Source organism: Nocardia sp. NBC_00511 (assembly GCF_045161165.1).
In the GTDB taxonomy this organism is placed as follows: domain Bacteria; phylum Actinomycetota; class Actinomycetes; order Mycobacteriales; family Mycobacteriaceae; genus Nocardia.
Map to the genome: position 1 here is coordinate 3,352,654 of NZ_CP107849.1, position 19,208 is coordinate 3,371,861.

The window sequence follows — 19,208 nt, forward strand, 5'->3', positions numbered from 1 at the left end:
TATGCCGGCTGCCCCCAGCGTCGTCGATGACACGCACAATCAACCCGGACCGATTCTGACGGCCGCCGGAATCGTCGCGATGGCTTTGACTTTGACGATGGTCGGCTACGGCGAACTCACCTGGAGCGCCCTGTGTGCCCTCGCCGCGCTGCTGTGCCTACGCTTCGGGATCGCTCTCATGATCGACGAACATCACCGGGTCAAAGCTGCGAAGGCCCGTGGAGCGGCTTCCAGCGGCTGGGTTTGATCTCCCGCAAATACCTGGATAAATCACCACAACGCGGCGCGACCAGAAGTTTCGTTCGGAATTACCCGGTAGGTCCGCTGATCGCGGGTTCCAACCTTTCGCCAACCATCGTTTCGCAAACTTATAGCATCCCGAAATTCACTCTGACGCTGCGAATTCGAGGTTGCAGATGTACTTGCATCTGCGCAATGCACGGTCATAGACTCATCGGTGCAAGGCACCAATAAGGGGACAACCAGAGAGCCGAGCGGTGAATCACCGGCGATTCTTCGCCCACGGTTAGCCGTCGGCCTGGCGTCAGGGGCGTTCGAATGAATCAGCCAATCAACCTCAGCCGACTCGGGTTTGCCGACAGAAGTCAGCCGGAGCAAACCTATTCCCGAGAAACGGCTACCGCTTTCGTTATCCGCCAGGTCGAATCCACTGGAGCGGCCACTCGGTATGATTTCGACATCGAGCGGATCGTCACCACGGCACATGCCATGGTGAACGACTGGGATCTGCACACCATGCAACCGGAGGCGTTCTGGCGTATTGCCTCCAGTTTCATCAGGCAGTAACCCGGCACGCCCGCCGACGCATTGACGGTGGACTGATAGGGGCCCCTTTGGGGGCCCCTTATTCATGTTCCGGCCGATTACTCTGGCGCACATACCCTTTCGATCCCTGCTCAACTAAGCATTACCCGCACAGCATTCAAGGCGGACCCACGGTGGTGAGTCCGCCTTGCTGATGCCTCAGTCTTGCCGATGCTTCAGTTGTGCCGCTGGCTCAGTGCAGTTCCGCGGCAATCTCCGCGAGACGTTTGCGGGAGCGCTCCGGCGCCTCCGCCTGCACACTCAGCTGATCCATCACCTGCCGGTAGAGCTCCAGATCCTGGCGGCGATCCAGATACAGCGCACTGGTCAACTGCTCCAGATACACGATGTCCGGAAGCTCCGCCTCCGCGAAACGCAGCATCGTGAACGAACTGCCCGCTGCCGCATGGCCACCCGCCGCGTACGGCAGAATCTGGATGGTCACGTTGGGCAGCTTGGACATGTCGATCAGGTGCTCGAGCTGACCGCGCAGCACACCCGAGCCGCCGATGGGCCGGTGCAGCACCGACTCGTCGAGGACGGCCCAGAAGCTGGGTGCGCCGTCGCGGGTGAGTAGCTCCTGCCGACGCCTGCGCAGCGACACGCGGCGTTCGGCGTCCGCATCGTGCCCGAGGGCAACGATGGAGCGCGCGTAGTCCGGGGTCTGCAGCAGACCCGGTACGAGCTGACCCTCATAGGTACGAATCGATTTGGCCGCGTGCTCGAGTCCGAGATAGGTCTCGAACCACTGCGGCAGCAGATCGCTGTATCGGTGCCACCAGCCGGGCTGATTGGCCTTGTGCACCAGGTCGAGGAACTGCTCGAGCTCACCGGGATCGGTAACGCCGTACAGCGCCAACAGATCCCGGATGTCGCGCTCCTTGAATCCGGTTCGCCCGAGTTCCAGGCGACTGATCTTGGCATGGGATCCGCGGATGTGTTCACCCGCGGCTTCCCTGGTGATGCCGCGACTTTCCCTCAGCTTCCGTAGCTGACTTCCGACCGCGATACGCAGTGCAGTCGGACCACGTTCGGCGACAGCGGAATCCGCCCGACCGTGGGCAACGGGTTCTGCGATCATGGGGTCCACTCCGATGCTCGGGTTTGCCGGCAGTGGACTCACAACGGCTAGTCGCGAACCACCGCGCCGATTGCCAATGCTACCGCTCAGCGCGCGAGGTCGTCGAATTCTCCGCTCTTCGCGCCTTGCAGAAACGCGTCGATCTCGGGACGGGTGTACACGATCAGGGATCCTTCGGGGTCGCGCGAGTTGCGCACCGCCACCTGCCCATCGGCGAGCGGAGCCAGCTCAACGCAGTTACCACTGGGGTTGCTGTAGGTGCTCTTGCGCCACAACAGGTTCGAGCGATCGAGCGAGATTGCCGAGATATCAGACATTTCAGACTCCTTGCCAGTACCGCCCGCAGACGGTCGTCCGGGTACTTGCAAATGTTCGACCAGATGTACTTACAGTTGCAACCGCAAGCTGAACGATAGCACGCAGATTGCCCGGCATCGATGGCACAAATGGGCACATCCTTTGCAACACAACAGCTTTGATCTTGTTGTCGCAAAACCCCTGGCGAAGTTGCGAAGAATTACAGACAATCCCGGCTAGTCGGTCCTGTTCGTCCGATTGCTCCCGAAGCGCCCGTCCGAATAGTCACGTGACGGCGGAATCCGGCCGCAACACGGGATGTTCGAGCGTGCAGATGTACTTGCATCTGCACCGTGCAGACTCCTAAACTCGGAGCACCATTCCATCGGCCAGAGGCATCCAATGACACAGATGCTCGCCCGCTCCACCGATCTCTCCGGTGACGACTGCGCGGTCGAACCACGCAATCTCACCTACCGCCGGGCCCGCACCATCCTGCGCGCCCACGATCAGCACTTCGCCTGTCGGCAGTACCTGGCGGCCATAGCGTACTTATCGGCCGACAACGACGTGGACTGAGGACCGACCGGTACGCGAGTTCGCTTGCGCGGCAATCACGTTTGCCGCCACGCTCGCGCCGGTTGCCGCTTGCGCGACCCACCTACGGCGAGTACCCCGGATAGGGGAAGAGCCGTCGCGTGGAAGAGCACCGGATGATCCTTACTGCCACTCACGATCTGCTACTGCAGATCCAGCACGCTCAGATCTTCAATCCGACCCCGGAGACGCCGCCACTCGCGGACAAGCTGCTACGCCTGGTTCGATACTTCACCTGGTTCGTACTGCTGTCCGGGGTGCTGGCCATCGTCTACGCCGGTGGCCGGTTCGCGTGGGAGAAGTGGAGCGGCAGCGCGCTGCAGGCGCCGAAGCAGGTGGCCGGCGCACTCATCGGCGGCATCATCGCGACCAGCGCGGGCACCATCATGAACGCGGTGATCGGACAGTAACGGGATTTCGGCTACCTGCCTTGACGGATTCCCGCCCGGTAGCCGCATCCCCCTCTACGCGGTGGCCGCGTGCGGAGCCGGAACTTCCTCGGCCGCGAGGTCGACGCCCACCAGCTCCTCGAAGCGGGCCAGCACCTTCTGGTGGTACATGCCGAAGAGGTCCTCGAACAGCGCCAGCTGCGCTTGACTCGGCCCGCCGTCGGATTCCCAGACGGCGACCAGCGCCCGCCACACCAGCACATGCAGATCCGGCGAGACCGCGAAGTAGGCCTGCACGGCCTCCGGCACCTCGAGGATCATCTCGCCGATGGAGTTGAGCACCGCGCGCTGTACCGAATGTCCGAGTGCGGTGAGCAGTCGGCGCAGCAGGCCCAGCTCGATGCTCAGCATCCGGTGCGGATCCGGATTCGCCCCGCGCGCAAGCGTTTCCAGCTCGTCGATGTCGTCCTTGAGGTCGGCGGGGTCGAGCGCCCGATCGCTGCCGGTGTATGCCAGCAGTGCGTCGAGCGCGATGCCGCGCTCCTCGTCGACGATATTGCCGAACATCTCCGCAGCGATCTCCGGCGCGGGCATCGACAGCCGGAACAGCCGCCGGTACACGTCCACGCCGCCCTCGGACCGCACATCGCGGATCACGAAGCCCTTGCCGCGGTAGGCGTCCACGAAGCCGTAGGACTCCAGCCGTCCCAGAATCAGTTGCGCCGTCGCACGATTCAGGTCGAATTCCTCGGCGACCTGGCGGACGGACGGCATCAGACCACCGGGCTCGTACTCCCCGGATGCCACTCGACGTGCCAGCTCATCGGCAACGTCGGCGACTACCGTCCGGTCTCCCATCGTGTCACCTTCCCACAAAATCTTTGTTCACGTCCCAGACAGTCTAGGTGGTTGTTGGATCAACTGCACAAGTCTCGGCGCCCACAGCACGAACTCTCGTCATTTGGGTTTCTTTACGAAATCCATACGGTGCGCGTTTCGGCTGGTTGCGGATTTCCCGCCTACGCTCGACCACCGTGGTTTCACCGATCGACGTCGCAAAACGACTGGTCCTGGGGCGTCCGTTTCGCAGCGATCGGCTGGGCGAGACGTTACTGCCCAAGCGCCTGGCACTGCCCATCTTCGCCAGTGACCCATTGTCGTCGGTCGCCTACGCGACTCAGGAGATTCTGCTCATCCTGACGCTCGGCGGGCTGGCGTATCTGCATCTGACGCCGATCGTGGCGGGCGGGGTGGTGGTGCTGCTCGCGGTGGTGGCACTGTCGTATCGCCAGGTGGTGCAGGCCTATCCCTCCGGCGGCGGTTCCTACGAGGTGGTGGCCGAGAACCTCGGGGCGCTGCCGGGATTGGTGGTCGCGGCCGCGCTGCTGGTCGACTATGTGATGACCGTGGCGGTGTCGGTGGCCGCGGGGGTGGACAACATCGTGTCCGCGGTGCCGGATCTGAATCCGTATCGGGTGGCCATCAATCTGGGGTTCATCGTGTTCCTGACCGCGATGAATCTGCGCGGGGTCCGCGAGTCGGGACGGGCCTTCGCGGTGCCGACCTACGGTTTCGTGGTCGGCGTGTTCGTGATGATCGTGGTCGGGCTGGGTCAGACAGCGTTCGGGCACGCGCCGGTCGCGGAGAGCGCGCACTTCCAGATCCACGCCGAGCAGGTCGGGCTGTCGACCGCGGGGCTGGCGTTCCTGCTGCTGCGCGCCTTCTCCTCCGGCTGTACCGCGCTCACCGGTGCGGAGGCCATCTCGAACGGGGTGCCCGCGTTCCGCAAGCCCAAGGCGCTCAATGCCGCTCGGACCATGACCGCGATGGGTGTCATCGCGATCGCCATGTTCGCCGGGGTCACCGCGCTGGCCATGATCACCAAGACCCGGGTGGTCGAGAACACCTGCGACATCATCGGATTCCCCGGCGACTGCCACACCGACGCGCAGAAGACGGTGATCGCGCAGATCTCGGCGGCGGTGTTCGGCGGGCACAGCGTGGCCTTCTACTACCTGATGGTGACCACGGCGCTGATCCTGATCCTGGCCGCCAATACCGCCTACAACGGTTTCCCGCTGCTGAATTCGATTCTCGCGCAGCGCCGCTACATGCCACGGCAGCTGCACACCCGCGGGGACCGGCTGGCGTTCTCCAACGGCATCATCCTGCTGTCGGTGGTGGCCGGGGTGTTGATCTACGCCTTCGACGGATCCACCACCCGTCTGATCCAGCTCTACATCCTGGGTGTGTTCACCTCGTTCACGCTGTGCCAGACGGGCATGGTGCGGCATTGGAACAAGGCGCTGCGGGCGGCGGAAACCACCAAGGAGCGCTTGCACATTCACCGGGCGCGCGCGATCAATGCCTTCGGCGCGTGCTTCACCGGGGTGGTGCTGGTGGTCGTGCTGATCACCAAGTTCACCCACGGCGCGTACCTGGTGGTGATCGCGATGCCGATCCTGGTCGGGCTGATGTGGTCGATCCACCGCCACTACACCTCGGTGCGGGCCGAATTGTCCATCGATCCGGACGATCTGGTGACGCTGCCCGGCCGGGTGCACGCGCTGGTGCTGGTGTCGGGCTGGCACAAGGCGACCCAGCGGGCGGTGCAGTTCGCGCGGGCGACCCGGCCCGACACACTGACCGCGGTCACCGTGAACGTCGATGACGACGACACCCGGCGGCTGGCCGCCGACTGGGACAACAACCAGGTGGGGATTCCGCTCAAGGTCATCGAGTCGCCCTACCGCGAGGTCACCCGGCCGGTGCTCGAGGAGATCAAGCGGCAGCGCAAGTCGCGCCCGCGCGATGTGGTCAGCATCTTCATCCCCGAGTACGTGGTGGGCCGCTGGTGGGAGAACCTGCTGCACAACCAGAGTTCGCTGCGGTTGAAGGCCCGGCTGCTGTTCGAGCCGGGCGTCATGGTGACCAGTGTGCCGTGGCAGCTGCATTCCTCGCGGGGTCGTGATCCGCTGCGCTTCGAGCACACGGCCGGTGAGGTCCGCCGCGGCATCTCCGGACCCGGTGATGCCGCGTGACCTCGATCCTCAGAGCGCGAGCAGCTGGGACACCGTGACGAAGCGATAGCCCTGATCCTTGAGCGCCTGCGCGATGCGCGGGATCGCGGCCAGTGACGGTGCGCCGCTGTCATACATGGTGTGCAGCAGGATGATCGAGCCCGGCCGCACATTCTCGACGGTGTCGGCGACGATCTCGTCGGTGCTCGGCGACTTGCCGGAATCCGGTTCCACATCCCAGGTGACGGTGACGCGATCGTGGCTGTAGAGATACAGCGGCAGCGCGAAGAGCTTCTTGCCGTTGGGCGGCCGGAACGTGACCGGCCCCTGGTATCCGGTCTTGGCGATCTCGGCGTCGGTGCTCTCGATCTCGTCGCGCACGAACCCCGGGGTCACGAACACCATCCGCCGATGGTGATAGGTGTGATTGCCGATCTCGTGCCCCGCCTCGGCGATGGCACGGCCGTCGTCGGGCCGATCGGCGAGTTCATTGCCGATCAGGTAGAAGGTGGCCGGAATATCCGCGTCGGCAAGGGTTTTCAGAATGTCCGGTGTTCTCTCCGAAGGCCCGTCGTCGAGCGTCAGCGCCACCACTCTCTCGTCGGTCTTCACCCGCGCCACGATCCGCCCGGCCACCTGATAGGTGCGCGAATTCATCAGCACGTACAACCCGGTCGCGATCAACAGCAGCGCGACCACCACCATGATCAACTTGCGCTTCATACCGTCCTACGGTCGTCGGAGTCCCCCGGCGGTGTGCACCGTATCCGACCGATCTCCGGTTCCCAGGTGGACCGCGCCGAGTCCTCTGCACCAATTGCGTTCCAGCGGTGGCCAACTCGAGGGGCGAGCGGACTAGGAGCAGCCGCTCCAGCGTTCGGACCATTCCCAGATCGGGGTGAGGGCCTGCGCGAGTTCTTTTCCGGCGGTGGTGAGTTCGTAGGACTTGTCGGGGAGTTTGGCGGCGATGCCCGCTTCGACGAGACGTTGCAGGCGGACCGACAGCATGCTCGACGAGCAGTTGTCCATGCGGCGGCGCAGTTCCAGGAAGCCAAGGGGGGTGGCGTCGAGTTCCCAGATGACGCGCAGCATCCAGCGTTGGCCGAGCAGCTCCATCGCGGCGTGCGCGGGGGCGGATCTGGGTGGGGTGGGCGGTGGTTCGCTTGCGCTTCTCATTTCGAAGCATCAGAGTAGTGCTTCTGGATTAGAAGTGGTTCGGCGGACGGAGTTATTGATGACGGCGAGCGGTGCGGATCAACGGATCGTGTTGATCACCGGGGCTTCCCGGGGTATCGGGGCGGAGACGGCGCGGGTGCTGGCAGCGCGCGGGGATCACGTGGTGGTGAACTATCGGGAGAAGCGCAGGCGGGCCGAGGTACTGGTGGCCGAGATCGTGGCGGCGGGCGGGAGTGCGTCGGTGGCGGGTGCGGATATCGCGGATCCGAGTAGCTCGAAGGCGCTCGTGGACGGTGTGGTCGCGGAGTTCGGACGGCTGGATGTGCTGGTGCTCAATGCTTCCGGCGGGCTCGAGCGCGATGCCGCGCCCGGGTACGCGATGGCGCTGAATCGCGACGCGCAGACCCGGCTGACCGCGCTCGCGCTCCCCCACCTGCCGGTCGGCGGGCGGATCGTGTTCGTCACCAGTCATCAGGCGCATTTCTCGGCGACCCGCGCGGTGCCGCCCGGCTATGAGCAGATCGCGGCGAGCAAGCGGGCCGGTGAGGACGCGCTGCGGACCATGAGCGCTGAATTCGAGAGCGGCGGTGTGGGTTTCGTCGTGGTGTCCGGGGACATGATTGACGGGACCATCATCGTGCGATTGCTCGAGCGGCGGGATCCGGACGCGGTGACCGCTCGCCGCGATCACGGTGAGCTGCCGACCGTCGAGGAGTTCGCCACGGCGGTCGCCGACGCCACCACCGTGGCCGCGGCGCTGGGCGACACCGTCTATGTCGGCGGCCGCGACTACGTGGCAGCGGGATAGGCGACCGCGATCGGCGTGGCGGCGGCTCCCGGACAGGACGACCATGGTGGTATCGGCGCGACGGGGGTATCCGCCGAGTGTGGCGAGGAGGTGCGGGCATGGTCAATGACGTCGAGAAACGCTGGAACGATCCATCGATGCTGCGGCACGCCGTGATCTACGCGGTGAGCGTGCTGATGGCCGCCGGTGTGGTCGCCGCGATCGTGCTGACCTGGGCGGCGGCCCGGCAGCGTTGTCTGAATGCCGACGGCATGGTCTGCGATACGACCGCGCGACTGGTGGTCGGATTGGGGCCGGGCCTGGTGCTGCTGGCCGGGGGCGTGGGTGCGTTCGTCCTGGCGTACCGGGCGTTCCGGGCGGGTCGGGCCTGGCCGATCTGGCAGGGCGCGGGCTGGTTCCTGTTCACGGTGATGGTGGTGTACCTGAGTATCGCGGGCACGCAGGGCTGACCCTCAGATCGGGCAGCGGGTCTGCTCGGCGGTGGTGTCGTGCTGGTCGAACGGCGTCGTGCGGATGCCGACGCGGGCGGCGAGGTAGCGGGCGATGCGGGTGTTGCGGTCCCACATGGGGTCGATGTGCCGGGCGCGCCGGATCATTCGAGTGCGCGCCCCGGGCAGGCGGTCGTCGAGGGCGCGGACCTTCACCTCGGTCCCGGCGGCGAGGCCGACCAGTGCGGAGAAGGGGCGCAGCGGGACCGATTTCAGTGCGGTGTCCGCGAACAGTGTGCGCACCAGGGGTTCGCTGCTGTAATACGCGAGCGCCCCGAGTAATGGTGCGGTGGCCGCGATCTGGAGTCGTCCGGCCGGGGTCGCCGAGGTGAAGCGGCGAGTGGCGGCACCGGCCATGGTGGCGGTCCACTGCGGGGCGACCCCGGCGGTGGCCACCATGTAGTCGGCCTGTTCCATGCCCTCGGCGGCCGAGCGCGGGATCAGTTCCTCCGCCACTCCGAACACGTAGGCGATGTACGCCCAGTAGTGCATGACCGCATCGAATTGTCGTGTGCTGCCGCGCCGTCCGTGCACGTGGTCGAAGCACATCGGCGACAGTCCGAAGGTGACGGCCGCGCCCATGGTGGTGGCGTTGGAGATCGGGTTGCCGTGCTGCGCGAAATGCTCGTCGCCCCAGCTGCGCCGGAGCATGGCTCGCACCTGGGCGTGCATGAGCCGCACCCGCACGGTGTCGTGGAAGATCGGATTGGTGCGTTCCAGCGCCCGCGGTGCGGTGACACTGCGGAACCAGACCGAGGATTCGAGTCCGCGCCGATACGGGTCTTTCACGAAGCGCCCGGTGCGCCCGACCGCCGAGGCGACCTCCGCGCCGACGAAGGTCCCCATGAAGTCCTGCACCCCCATCGCCATCTTCCCGGCGAGGGATACGTTGATCCACCGCTGCCGCCCGTATTCCCACAGGTCGGGGTCGTACCAGTCCGGCGGATTGTCCAGCAGCGCGAAGAGATTCACCAGTTCGGGCAGCGGGTCGTCGAGACTGTCGATGCCGTGTGCGAGGGCCTGGTCGAGCATGCGGCGTCCACCCGGAGCGCGCATGCGCCCGAATGCCGCGACCACCGCGTCCATCGGTTCGTCGCCCTGCCAGAGGTGGTCGGCCATCAGCCGGGTGCGCGGGGTGTCGACGGGTTCGGGTCGCACGTCGATCCACGGTCCCAGCATGGCCTTTCGCGGTTCGAACCACAGGTCGGAGGGCACGGCGCGCGCGGGTGGCGGGCGCAGCGGCAGGCCGGGGCGGTAGTAGTAGTCGTTGGGATGCTTCGCGGCGGTGGGCAGCATGTCGATCCTGTTCGGTCAGTAGCCGGTCAGCTGGCGGAATCCGGCGACGGATCCACCCGGGCGGCGGGCGTGGACGGGGCAGTAGTGCTTGGGGTCGTCGCGCTGTTCGGGTGCGGGCCACAGCATTTCGGGTGCTTCCGGCGGCGGCAGCCAGGCCGGGCGTTTCCCGGCGATGCGGCGGCGGGCGGCGTGGATGCGCGGGAAGAAGTACTTCAGGCCGTCGGGTGTCACCGCGTTCGCGGCCGACAGTGTCCGGCACAGGCGGTCGAATCGCGCTTGATCCCGGGTGCTCCAGGTGAATCCCATGGTGCGGCGGATCTCCGGATCGCACATGCCGATGGTGACGAATTGATAGAACCGTCCGCCCGCGGGCCGGATCAGGTGTTCCCACAGCGGTTCCGGCAGCTGCCGCACCAGCGGGAAAGGCGGCACGGACACGGTTTCGACGAGGTGGAACACATCGCGCGCCGCCTTGGTCGATTCGAGGGTGTCGCGGCACATGTCGCGCCAATACCGTTGGAAGGCGGGCCAACTGGGCGGCACCACCCGCATGCTCATCCCGTACAGCTCGTACCACCGGTAGTGCTCACGCCAGAGTTGTTCGCGCTGTGCCTCGTTCAGCCCGCCCATGAAGAGGTCTGCGGCGCGCAGGTTCTGCATGAAGAACACCGCGTGCGCCCAGTAGAAGGTGCCGGGGTCGAGGGCGTGATATCGCCGCCCCCGCGCATCGACGCCTTTGATGGTCCGGTGGTATCCGACGATCTCGCGCGCGGTCTCGGCGGCCCGGTCGCCGTCGAACACCACCCCGTAGATCGGGTACAGCGAACGCAGGATCCGTTGATAGAACTCCTGTTCCAGCCCGGAGTGGAATTCGACGCCCGCGCCGAGTCCCGGGTGCATGTTCTGCACCATGCCGACGAACAGCGCGCTGGGCAGGAAGTACAGCGAGCCGAAGGTTTTCCAGGTCAGCGAGTCCGGACCCAGGGGTGCGGGTTCACTGTGACGCTCGCGCGCCGTTGCGCCTTGTGACACCATGAGCCCACGCTGACACGAATCATCGCTCGCCTTCAATTCGCATTCGAAACCTCCACCGGATCGCCATGACATCGCAACCTCGCACCCCGAAAACCGCTGCTACGACACCGAAACCGGCGTCGGTGCCGCGTCGCGCGCCCGCTCCCCCGCGTCGTACCCCGCAGCAGGATCGCTCCCGCGCCATGGTGTCGCGGATCGTCGATGCCGGGCAGCGGGTGCTGATCGCGCACGGCTACGACGGCGCGTCCACCAATCGCATCGCGACGGCCGCCGGGATCAGCCCCGGCTCGCTGTATCAGTACTTCCCGAACAAGGACGCGGTGGTCGCCGCGGTGATCGAGCGCTACACCAGCACCGTCGCCGAGCGGGTGCGCGCCCGGGTGCTGGCGAATATCGGCGCGGCCCCGGAAGTGGCTGTCCCGGAGACGATCTCGGATCTCCTCGATGCCCTCGGCAATGATCGTGAGCTGTTGCGCGCGGTGGTCGAGCAGACGCCGCGGCTGTCGGTGGGCGGTCCGGTGCAGGCCTTCGAGCAGCAGATCGGCGAGCTGGCCCGGCTCACGCTGTCGATGGGCCGCTATTCCGCGCCACCGGACGTGGACACCGATGCCGCGGCCTGGATGCTGGTGCGGGTGGTCGAGCACCTGACCATCCGCTATCTGCTGGACGGCCCGCCGATTCCCCGCGAGCGCTTCCTGGCCGACATCACCCGGCTGATCCTCAACTTCTTCCGCCCGCAGGCGCGAGCCGAACGCGAGTGATCAGACCGAGGGCCCGGTGACGACCCGGGGCACGGGCAGCGCCAGCAGCAGTTCCACGGCGCGCGCGGCACTCTGGGCCGCGCTCTCCATGGTCGCCGACCAGTCGGTGCGCGTCCAATCCCCCGCCAGCACCAGGGTGGGCACCGAGGTGGCCTGTCCGGGCCGCAGCCCGTCGGTGCCGACGACCTGGGAGAAGGTGGCGCGCGGCATCGGAACCACCTGCGCGTGCACGATTTTGGCGTCGGCGGCGTCGGGGTAGTAGCGCCGCAGCAGCGCCATCTGCTCCTCGACGATCTCGTGCCCGGGTTTGTGCACCTGTTCGTAGGCGGCGCTGGTGGTCAGGCAGTAGAGCCAGCCGTTGAGGGTGCCGCGCCCGTGCATGCGCTGGCGGTCGAAGACCTCGTCGATGATGCCCGCGCCGCCGATCAGCGCCTCCATCGCGCCCTCGGTGCCGAGTGGCCGGTCGAGGTAGAGGTTGGTGCTGACGATGGGCGTGTACCCGAGTTTGTCCGCGGCGGAATAGATCCGGTCGTGTTCGGGCAGATCGTCGAGCAGGCCGCCGATGTAGGAGTTGGGTACCGCGCACACCACCGCGTCGGCGGGTTCGATATCACCGTCGGCCAGTACGACGCCGGTGACAGTGCCGTCCTCGATGCGGATGCGCCGCGCCACCGCCCGGTATTTCACTGTGACGCCGTGTCTTTCGAAGACCCGCTGCGCCCCGGACACGAACAGGGTGTCGAGGTCGGTGGTCGGGTAGCCGATGGAGACCGGCCGGCGATGCTTGACGCCCAACCGGATTCCGGTCGCCAGCACGTCGGCGAACACCTTGGCCGATTCCTGGCGCACGGGTTCGGCGGCGATGCCCAGGGCCAGCCAGTCCCACAGCGCTTCCCGCGCGGTCTCGGGCATGCCCAGTCGTCGCAGCCACTGGTCGGTCGTCAGATCGGCGAGGTCGGCGGGCTGGTCGAAGCACTGCCAGCCCAGCCGTGCGGTAGCGACCGCGGCGCGTAGCCGGTCAGCGGTACTGGCGTCGGGATGCGCCCCGAACAGCGCCTTCAGCACGGGTAATCCCTTGGTGCCCATGCGTGCCGTGCGGCCGCCGGGCCAGCGCAGTACGCCCTGATGCGGGAAGCTCACGTACTGCCGGGTGCCGACGCTGCTCAGATACCGGAACAGATGGTGATATCCGGTGGCGATGACGTGCTGCCCGTTGTCGGCCAGATCGCGCAGCGGTGCGACCTCGAGCGCGTGCGTGCGCCCGCCGAGTCGCCCGCGCCGCTCCAAAAGCGTGACCTGCTTTCCGGCTTCGGCCAGCCAGACCGCCGAGGCCAGTCCGGCCAGTCCCCCACCGATGACCACATACCGTCGCGGATCGTTCATGCGCGCCCCTCGAGCCGGAACCTTCACCAAGGAAGTTACGCCCGACTCCCGGCCGATATGTCCGAATCCCGTTACCTCACACAGGGGATCCCGCCGGTGTCCATCTGCGAGAGGTCGGTGGCCGCCGGTGCGTTCGAGCCCGGCGCGGTGGCCGAGACCGGTGCGGGCGGGGTGGTGGTGACGGTGGGCGTCGTGGCGGCGGTGTCGGTCGAATCCGGTTGGGCGGCGGCGAGATCCGCGATCGGCCCGGTCGCGGCGTCGGTGCCCGCGGTGAGTTTCACCGTCTGCGGTGACACCGCACTCGACGCGGTCGCGGTCAGCCCGAGCTGGGTGGCCAGCGCGGTCGCGGCCGTTTCCGCACCGGTGCCGTAGCTGAGGGTGCTGGCCGCGCGCACGCTGCCCGTGGTGGCCTGTCCCTGGGTGAATCCCTGTGCGGTCAGGGCGGCTTCGAGACGCGCCGCGAGGCCGGTGCCGCCGGAGGAATTCACCACGTCGATCGACACCCCCGAGGTGCCGGGGATACCGGTGGCGGTCGGTGTGGTCGTCGCGGAGCCGTCGCTGTCACCGGGGTTCAGCAGGTTGTGCACGATGGATCGAATCTCGGCGGTATCCACGATATTGATGGATTCGCCCGCGTCGTCGGTGCCGAAGTCCTTGACCGGCAACGTGAACAGCGACAGTCCGTCGTTCATCAGGCTCGAGGCCCGCTGCGCGAACTGCAGCGGATCCAGTCCGCTGTCGATGGCGGTGTTCTGCTTGGCGATATCGAGCAGGCCGCGCAATTTGGTGGGGCTGCTGAGGGTTCCGCCGTCCTGTAGCTGCCGGGCCAGCGACACGATGAACGCCTGCTGGCGCCGCGTGCGGTCGAGGTCGGTGAACAGCGGCTGATCCGGGTCGCGGCGCTGCCGCACGAAGGCCATCGCCTGCGAGGCGTCGATCTCCTGCTTGCCCTTCTTGAAATTCGCGCCCGAGTAGCTGTCGCTGGTGTCCTCGTTGAGGCACACCGTGATCGGCTGCACGTTCTCGGCGATCTGGAAGAAAGCGGCGAGGGTGACCTCGAAGAAGTGGTCGATGGGCACATCGCCGAGAAACTTGCTGACCGTGTTGCTTTCGGCCTTGCGGCCCGCGTCGCGAGCCTTCTGATCGAGGGTCTGCGGATCCTTCACCCCGGCGGCGCCGAGCTTGTCCTTGGCCGCCGCGTACGCGAAACCGTAGGCCTGCTTGATCTTTCCCTTGCACGAGGTGGATCCGGTGCAGGACGCGGAGTCGAGGCTCACGTAGTCGTCGCGGGGAATGGACAGGGCGGTGGCCTTCGAGCCGTCGCCCGGAATGTGAACCAGGATCAGCACATTGGCGTTGAATCCGCCTTCGCTGTCGTCTCCGGCGTGCAGGGCGTCGTACATTTCCTGCGGCAGCGGATTGCCGTGCTCATCGAGGCGGCTGTCGAGCCCCATGATGAGGATGTTCTGGGTCTTGCCGGTGGATTTGGGTCCGTCGGCGATGGCATCGGAGGTGGTGATGCCGCTGATCTCCACGTGATATTTGCGCCAGGCGGTGCCGGTCAGGGCCAGCACCGCCACCGCGATCAGTGCGATCGCGGTCCGGCCCGCCACCAGCGCCCCGTGCGCCCGCCGTTTCGGGCGGCCTCTGGGGCGACCGGCGGCGGGCGGTCTGGCTCGCGGCCGGGCCGGGCGTAGCGGCACCGTCTCGGGGTCGTACGCGGGCGACGGTCTGGCTCGTCGTCCTCGTGCGTGCGTCATGCCCACCGAGAGTAGCTGCTATGCAGTGCTTCCCGAGCGCTTGCGGGAAAGCACCGGGTAGCCCACGCACACCAGCGCACCCCACACCAGGCCCACGACCAGGGCCGTTCGACCGGCCTCGTTGAAGAACAGCAGCACCACGACCAGACCCAGGAAGGCCAATGCGAGCCAGGTTGTCACAGGTGCGCCGGGTAGTCGGTAATCGCTGGCGGGCAGCGCGCCGCGCGCGACCCGGGCCCGGTACATCAGGTGGCAGACCAGGATGACGCCCCACACGAAGATGATGCCCATGGTCGACACCGAGGTGATGTACGCGAACGCCTTGTCCGGCGAGAAGTAGTTGACGCCGACGCCGATCACCATGACCGCGGCCGAGACCGCGATGCCCGCCGCGGGCACCGAGCGGCGACTCAGCGTGGCCAGCTTCGCCGGGGCCTCGTCACGCTGCGCGAGGCTGCGCAGCATGCGCCCGGTGGAGTAGATGCCCGAGTTGCACGACGACAGCGCCGCGGTCAGCAGCACGAAGTTGATGATGGCCGCCGCACCGGGAATCCCGATCTGCTCGAACACTTCCACGAACGGGCTGCGGCCGGCGTGGAAGGTGCGCCAGCTCGACACCGACATGATCACGATGAGCGCGCCCACGTAGAACAGCCCGATGCGGAACGGCAGCGTGTTGATGGCCTTGCGCAGCGTGCGCTTCGGATCGCGGGCCTCACCCGCGGTCACGCCGACCAGTTCGACACCGACATAGGCGAACACCACGATCTGCAACGCCAGCAGGGCCTGCCCGGTGCCGTTGGGGAACACGCCCCCGTCGTTCCACAGATTGCTCACCGTCGGGTTGGTGGCATGCCCGAAACCGAAGATCAGCACGCCGATGCCGATCAGGATCATGGCGACGATGGCGGTGACCTTGATTGTGGAGAACCAGAATTCGCCCTCGCCGAACATCCGCACCGAGATCAGGTTGGCCAGGAACATCACGCCGAGCACCACCAGCGCGGTCACCCACTGCGGGATGTCGAACCAGTACTGCACGTACTTGCCGGCCACGGTGATCTCGGCCATGCAGGTCGCCACCCACACCGCCCAGTAGGTCCAGCCGGTCGCGAATCCGGCGAATCGGCCCAGGAATTCGTTGGCGTACTCGGCGAAGCTGCCGGTCACCGGGCGGTAGGTGAGCAGTTCGCCCAGTGCCCGCATGATGACGAAGATGGCGAGGCCGGCGGCCAGATAGCAGAGGATGAGCGCGGGCCCGGCCTGTGCGATCGCGCCGCCCGCGCCGTAGAACAGGCCGGTGCCGATCGCGCCGCCGATGGCGATCATCTGGATGGTGCGCGGTGAGAGACCGCGCGCGTACCCCTCGTCCGCGGGTGCGGCACCGGTGTCCGGTAGCTGCCTTTCCGAGGCTGTCATGCAGTTCCTTCCACGTGCGAGCGGCCGCGGGGGCTCGTGGTCGCGCATGGTGGAGGTACCCGGGCCGCGCCGAGCTAGCCGGCGGGTTGCCGGGCTCGGTACATCGGCGTGTCACGCTACCGCAGTGGTATTTCAGATCACAGTCAGCGGCAACCGTGGGTGGGAATCCCGAAGTCGGATCAGCCCTCGTCGTCGACCAGCTCGAGGCCGGTGACGATCTCGGTCTCGATCCGGATGACGTGGTCCATCGGCAGGTTGATCCACGGGTCGAGCAGCGTCTCGTAGCGCGAGACCTGTTCGGGGTCGGTGACCACCCGCGCGACGCCGGTGACGATGACACTCCAGCCCTGCCGGGTGTGCTCGTCGAAGGAGTCGGCCTCGTAGGCGACGACCTGACCGTCGCCCCGCAACAGGCTTGCGCCCAGATGCGCCCGCACCACCACGATGTCCTCTTCGACGATGTGGTTGACAGGCCGGATGATCGGTAGACCGCGTCGCGAGTACACAATTCGCCCGAATTGCGAGCTCGCCAGCCGTTTCAGTGCATCGGCAGCCGAGAGCTCGCGCAGCTTTCGTGCCCCTACGCCGCCCATACTTTCGATTGTGGTCGATTCATCCCGATTTCGCCAATTGCCTTGCCGGGACCCATGGTTCACTCCCAGCATCGGGGCCGGTTGCGGAAATACCCCCGCGACGAGTGTGATTTAGGGTTGCCTTACCGTGGCGGTATGGAGATTGCATCGCGAGGGTTCGCACGGAGTCGGCTATCGGTGATCCCGCTGGTCGTGGCCGCCGGGACGGGACTGGGCCTGGTGCAGGCGCTTCCGGCCGCGGCCGCCGAAGCGAACCCGTCGATCGAGCTGTTCGCCGCCGACGGCGTCACCCCGCTGGGCGCCGCCGTGGTGCATCCAGGGGATCGGATCGTGGTGCGCGGCAAGGGATTCGATCCCGCCGCCAATACCGGCGGGCTGCCGGTGCCGGTGCCGCCGGGCGTCCCGCACGGCACTTTCGTCACCTTCGGCGCGTTCTCGCCGCAGTGGCGGCCCTCGGAGGGCGCGCCGACCGCCGCGCGCGGGCTGGCTCGCGCCGATACCGCGTGGGTCCTGAGCGAGTCCGCGCTGCAGCGCATTCCGCAGGCTCCCCTCGATCTGCAGCGCACGGTCCGCAAGCAGTGGATCCCGCTGGCCGGTGACGGCACCTTCACCGCGACGCTGGAGGTCGCCAAGCCCGCGAAGATGCCCGCCGACGGCGTGTACGGGGTGTACACCTACGGTGCCGCCGAGGCGGTCAACGCGAGCCAGGAGCTCGCCACCACGGTGCGTTTCGATCCGGCCCCCGGCGTCAATACCCCGAAGCCGTCCGCGGCCGATCTGGTGTGGCCGGTCGCCGCCGGTTTCGCCGACACGGTGACCGGCCCACTGTCGGGCACGCTGTCCGGCTCGGGTGGCGCGGCGGTCCGCGACAAAGCGCTGAACTTCGAATTCGATTCCGCCGCAGTCGATCCGTCGACCGGCAAGGGCACGATCAAGTACCGGGGCACGGCGGTCGCCTCGACCCGCTTCCACCTCGGTGAGATCGCCATCGCGAACCCGTGGATCGAGTTCACCGACTCCGGAACCTGGCTCACCGCCGAGACTTCCACCTCCGACACCATCGGCGCGGATTCGTTGCGGCGGGTTCGGTTGGCGCAGCTGGACGCCGCCGCGCAGCCGGGCCGCACGGAGTGGTCGCAGGTGCCGGTGACCTTCGAGCCGACGCTGTCGCCGATGTCGTTGCAGCCCTATGCCGCTCAGCCGGGCGCGCCGATCAGCTTCCGATACTGATCACCGGCGCGATACCCGCCGGTTCACGCCCGCGGTCCTGCTCGCCCACCACACGGTGGCGGCCAGGACCGTCGCGCTGAGCGGCCAGCGCAGCCAGTCCACGTTCACCCCGAGGATCCGCGCGAGGGCGGCGGTGAAGACCGGTCCGCCGAACCAGTAGAAGAGGTTCAGCGCGACACCGGTGTAGACGGCGGTGAGGGTCGTGGTGGACGCGAATGTCGACAGCGCGCCGAACAGTGCGACACCGGCCAGCACACAGAGCCCGAATCCGAGATACCGCCCAGCCAGGGGCTGGCCCGCGTGGGTTGCAATGGTGAAGAACCCCACCACGAATCCGGGCAGGACGGCCGCGAACAGCTCTCGCGGCACGCGCCAGGAGCGGGCGCGATCGCTCAGGTCGGCGGTGTAGGCGTTCGCCGGTTTGCGGTCGTAGCAGTTCTTGGTGCAGCCCAGGCACGGTCGGCAGTGCGCGTTGCCGAAGGTGATCAAAGGCGTTCGCCCGTAAGCACGTTCGAGCGGCAACAGTGGGCAGACCGTGCTGCACCAGCCGCTCTTGCCTTTGAAAGCCAGGCCGCCGATGAACGCCGCGAGCAGGACGACCAGCAGCACCGCGCCCATGACCGGCCCGTTGCGGTCCAGGCCCGCCGGGCGCGCGCAGACCAGCCCGAAGAACAGCGCCATCGCGATCGGATACCCGTAGGAGTACAGCCATTTCGGCGGATGCAGGCGGCGGCTGATCCGCAGTGTGCGCGGCAGTTGATTCGCGCTCGCCAGCGGGCAGACATTGCGCCACAGTCCCGGCGCGATCAGGAAGGTCAGCGGCAGTAGCGGTATCGCGATCCCGAACAGCAGCGTCAGCCCGGTTTCGGGTCGCGCGAACAGCAGTACGACCACCGCCGCGAACGCGATGAACACCACCGCCTGCGCTACCGGCCAGATCAGCGGCGGCCGTCCCTGAATGGGCGAGGTGCGGCGCGGTGAGAGTTGCCCGGCCGCTTCATGATCAACTCCGACAGTGCCCGATTCGGTGATGCCCGGCATGGTTTCGCG

The 19,208-nt window shown here is 66.9% G+C and carries 21 protein-coding genes; 9 read left to right on the forward strand and 12 right to left on the reverse strand.

Annotated elements, in window-relative coordinates; translation table 11 throughout:
• Window position 1: 1 nt before the first annotated feature.
• Together OG300_RS15845 and OG300_RS15850 are read left to right on the forward strand one after the other, a co-directional pair.
• The gene (locus OG300_RS15845) at window positions 2–247 is read left to right on the forward strand and encodes a hypothetical protein (RefSeq protein ID WP_405496592.1); all 246 of its coding nucleotides are present in this window, start codon (window positions 2–4) and stop codon (window positions 245–247) included.
• Window positions 248–558: 311 nt separating this feature from the next.
• Complete coding sequence (locus tag OG300_RS15850; protein WP_033089065.1) at window positions 559–807, forward strand: hypothetical protein; 249 nt, start codon at window positions 559–561, stop codon at window positions 805–807.
• A 211-nt stretch (window positions 808–1,018) separates the two neighbouring features.
• Here the strand turns inward: OG300_RS15850 and OG300_RS15855 are convergent, their stop codons facing one another.
• A complete protein-coding gene (locus OG300_RS15855; RefSeq protein WP_405496594.1) occupies window positions 1,019–1,906 on the reverse strand; it encodes a helix-turn-helix domain-containing protein in 888 nt (295 codons plus the stop codon).
• 86 nt (window positions 1,907–1,992) lie between these two features.
• Window positions 1,993–2,223, reverse strand: coding sequence for a DUF397 domain-containing protein (locus OG300_RS15860; protein ID WP_405496596.1), 231 nt, complete (start codon window positions 2,221–2,223; stop codon window positions 1,993–1,995).
• Between the two features lie 382 nt (window positions 2,224–2,605).
• Between OG300_RS15860 and OG300_RS15865 the strand changes: the two genes are divergently transcribed.
• Together OG300_RS15865 and OG300_RS15870 are read left to right on the forward strand one after the other, a co-directional pair.
• Window positions 2,606–2,782, forward strand: a complete 177-nt coding sequence (locus OG300_RS15865) for a hypothetical protein (protein ID WP_405496598.1) — start codon at window positions 2,606–2,608, stop codon at window positions 2,780–2,782.
• Between the two features lie 134 nt (window positions 2,783–2,916).
• On the forward strand, window positions 2,917–3,210 hold the full coding sequence (locus OG300_RS15870; protein WP_405496600.1) for a hypothetical protein: 294 nt from the start codon (window positions 2,917–2,919) through the stop codon (window positions 3,208–3,210).
• 54 nt (window positions 3,211–3,264) lie between these two features.
• Here the strand turns inward: OG300_RS15870 and OG300_RS15875 are convergent, their stop codons facing one another.
• On the reverse strand, window positions 3,265–4,047 hold the full coding sequence (locus OG300_RS15875) for a GntR family transcriptional regulator (protein WP_405496602.1): 783 nt from the start codon (window positions 4,045–4,047) through the stop codon (window positions 3,265–3,267).
• A gap of 176 nt (window positions 4,048–4,223) precedes the next feature.
• Here OG300_RS15875 and OG300_RS15880 point away from each other — a divergent pair, with 176 nt between their 5' ends.
• On the forward strand, window positions 4,224–6,230 hold the full coding sequence (locus OG300_RS15880; protein WP_405496604.1) for an APC family permease: 2,007 nt from the start codon (window positions 4,224–4,226) through the stop codon (window positions 6,228–6,230).
• A 9-nt stretch (window positions 6,231–6,239) separates the two neighbouring features.
• On the opposite strand, the gene OG300_RS15885 is transcribed toward OG300_RS15880, so the two are convergent.
• Both OG300_RS15885 and OG300_RS15890 read right to left on the reverse strand, forming a co-directional pair.
• Entirely contained in the window at window positions 6,240–6,932 is a 693-nt protein-coding gene (locus tag OG300_RS15885; RefSeq protein WP_405496606.1) for a polysaccharide deacetylase family protein, read from the reverse strand.
• Window positions 6,933–7,064: 132 nt separating this feature from the next.
• Entirely contained in the window at window positions 7,065–7,385 is a 321-nt protein-coding gene (locus tag OG300_RS15890) for a winged helix-turn-helix transcriptional regulator (RefSeq protein ID WP_405496608.1), read from the reverse strand.
• A gap of 58 nt (window positions 7,386–7,443) precedes the next feature.
• On the opposite strand from OG300_RS15890, the gene OG300_RS15895 reads away from it, so the two are divergent.
• Window positions 7,444–8,193 carry an SDR family oxidoreductase gene (locus OG300_RS15895; RefSeq protein ID WP_405496610.1) on the forward strand — a complete coding sequence of 250 codons (750 nt, stop codon included), beginning with the start codon at window positions 7,444–7,446 and terminating at the stop codon, window positions 8,191–8,193.
• Between the two features lie 98 nt (window positions 8,194–8,291).
• Entirely contained in the window at window positions 8,292–8,642 is a 351-nt protein-coding gene (locus tag OG300_RS15900; protein WP_405496612.1) for a hypothetical protein, read from the forward strand.
• Between the two features lie 3 nt (window positions 8,643–8,645).
• On the opposite strand, the gene OG300_RS15905 is transcribed toward OG300_RS15900, so the two are convergent.
• Window positions 8,646–9,977 (reverse strand): oxygenase MpaB family protein, encoded by a 1,332-nt coding sequence (locus OG300_RS15905; protein ID WP_405496614.1) that lies wholly within the window; start codon window positions 9,975–9,977, stop codon window positions 8,646–8,648.
• Window positions 9,978–9,992: 15 nt separating this feature from the next.
• Window positions 9,993–11,012: an oxygenase MpaB family protein gene (locus tag OG300_RS15910; RefSeq protein WP_405496616.1), complete on the reverse strand. Its 1,020-nt coding sequence runs from the start codon at window positions 11,010–11,012 to the stop codon at window positions 9,993–9,995.
• Between the two features lie 65 nt (window positions 11,013–11,077).
• On the opposite strand from OG300_RS15910, the gene OG300_RS15915 reads away from it, so the two are divergent.
• A complete protein-coding gene (locus tag OG300_RS15915) occupies window positions 11,078–11,773 on the forward strand; it encodes a TetR/AcrR family transcriptional regulator (RefSeq protein WP_405496618.1) in 696 nt (231 codons plus the stop codon).
• Here the strand turns inward: OG300_RS15915 and hpnE are convergent, their stop codons facing one another.
• The 4 genes from hpnE to OG300_RS15935 all read right to left on the reverse strand — a co-directional run bounded on the left by hpnE (window position 11,774) and on the right by OG300_RS15935 (window position 16,928).
• A complete protein-coding gene (gene hpnE / locus OG300_RS15920; protein WP_405496620.1) occupies window positions 11,774–13,156 on the reverse strand; it encodes a hydroxysqualene dehydroxylase HpnE in 1,383 nt (460 codons plus the stop codon).
• A gap of 71 nt (window positions 13,157–13,227) precedes the next feature.
• Window positions 13,228–14,916: an LCP family protein gene (locus tag OG300_RS15925; protein ID WP_405496622.1), complete on the reverse strand. Its 1,689-nt coding sequence runs from the start codon at window positions 14,914–14,916 to the stop codon at window positions 13,228–13,230.
• An 18-nt stretch (window positions 14,917–14,934) separates the two neighbouring features.
• Window positions 14,935–16,335: an amino acid permease gene (locus tag OG300_RS15930; protein ID WP_405496624.1), complete on the reverse strand. Its 1,401-nt coding sequence runs from the start codon at window positions 16,333–16,335 to the stop codon at window positions 14,935–14,937.
• 179 nt (window positions 16,336–16,514) lie between these two features.
• Entirely contained in the window at window positions 16,515–16,928 is a 414-nt protein-coding gene (locus OG300_RS15935; protein ID WP_405496626.1) for a pyridoxamine 5'-phosphate oxidase family protein, read from the reverse strand.
• Between the two features lie 177 nt (window positions 16,929–17,105).
• Between OG300_RS15935 and OG300_RS15940 the strand changes: the two genes are divergently transcribed.
• Window positions 17,106–18,158, forward strand: coding sequence for an HtaA domain-containing protein (locus OG300_RS15940; protein WP_405496628.1), 1,053 nt, complete (start codon window positions 17,106–17,108; stop codon window positions 18,156–18,158).
• Here OG300_RS15940 and OG300_RS15945 read toward each other — a convergent pair whose 3' ends face one another.
• The gene (locus OG300_RS15945; RefSeq protein WP_405496630.1) at window positions 18,159–19,199 is read right to left on the reverse strand and encodes a hypothetical protein; all 1,041 of its coding nucleotides are present in this window, start codon (window positions 19,197–19,199) and stop codon (window positions 18,159–18,161) included.
• Window positions 19,200–19,208: the final 9 nt, after the last annotated feature.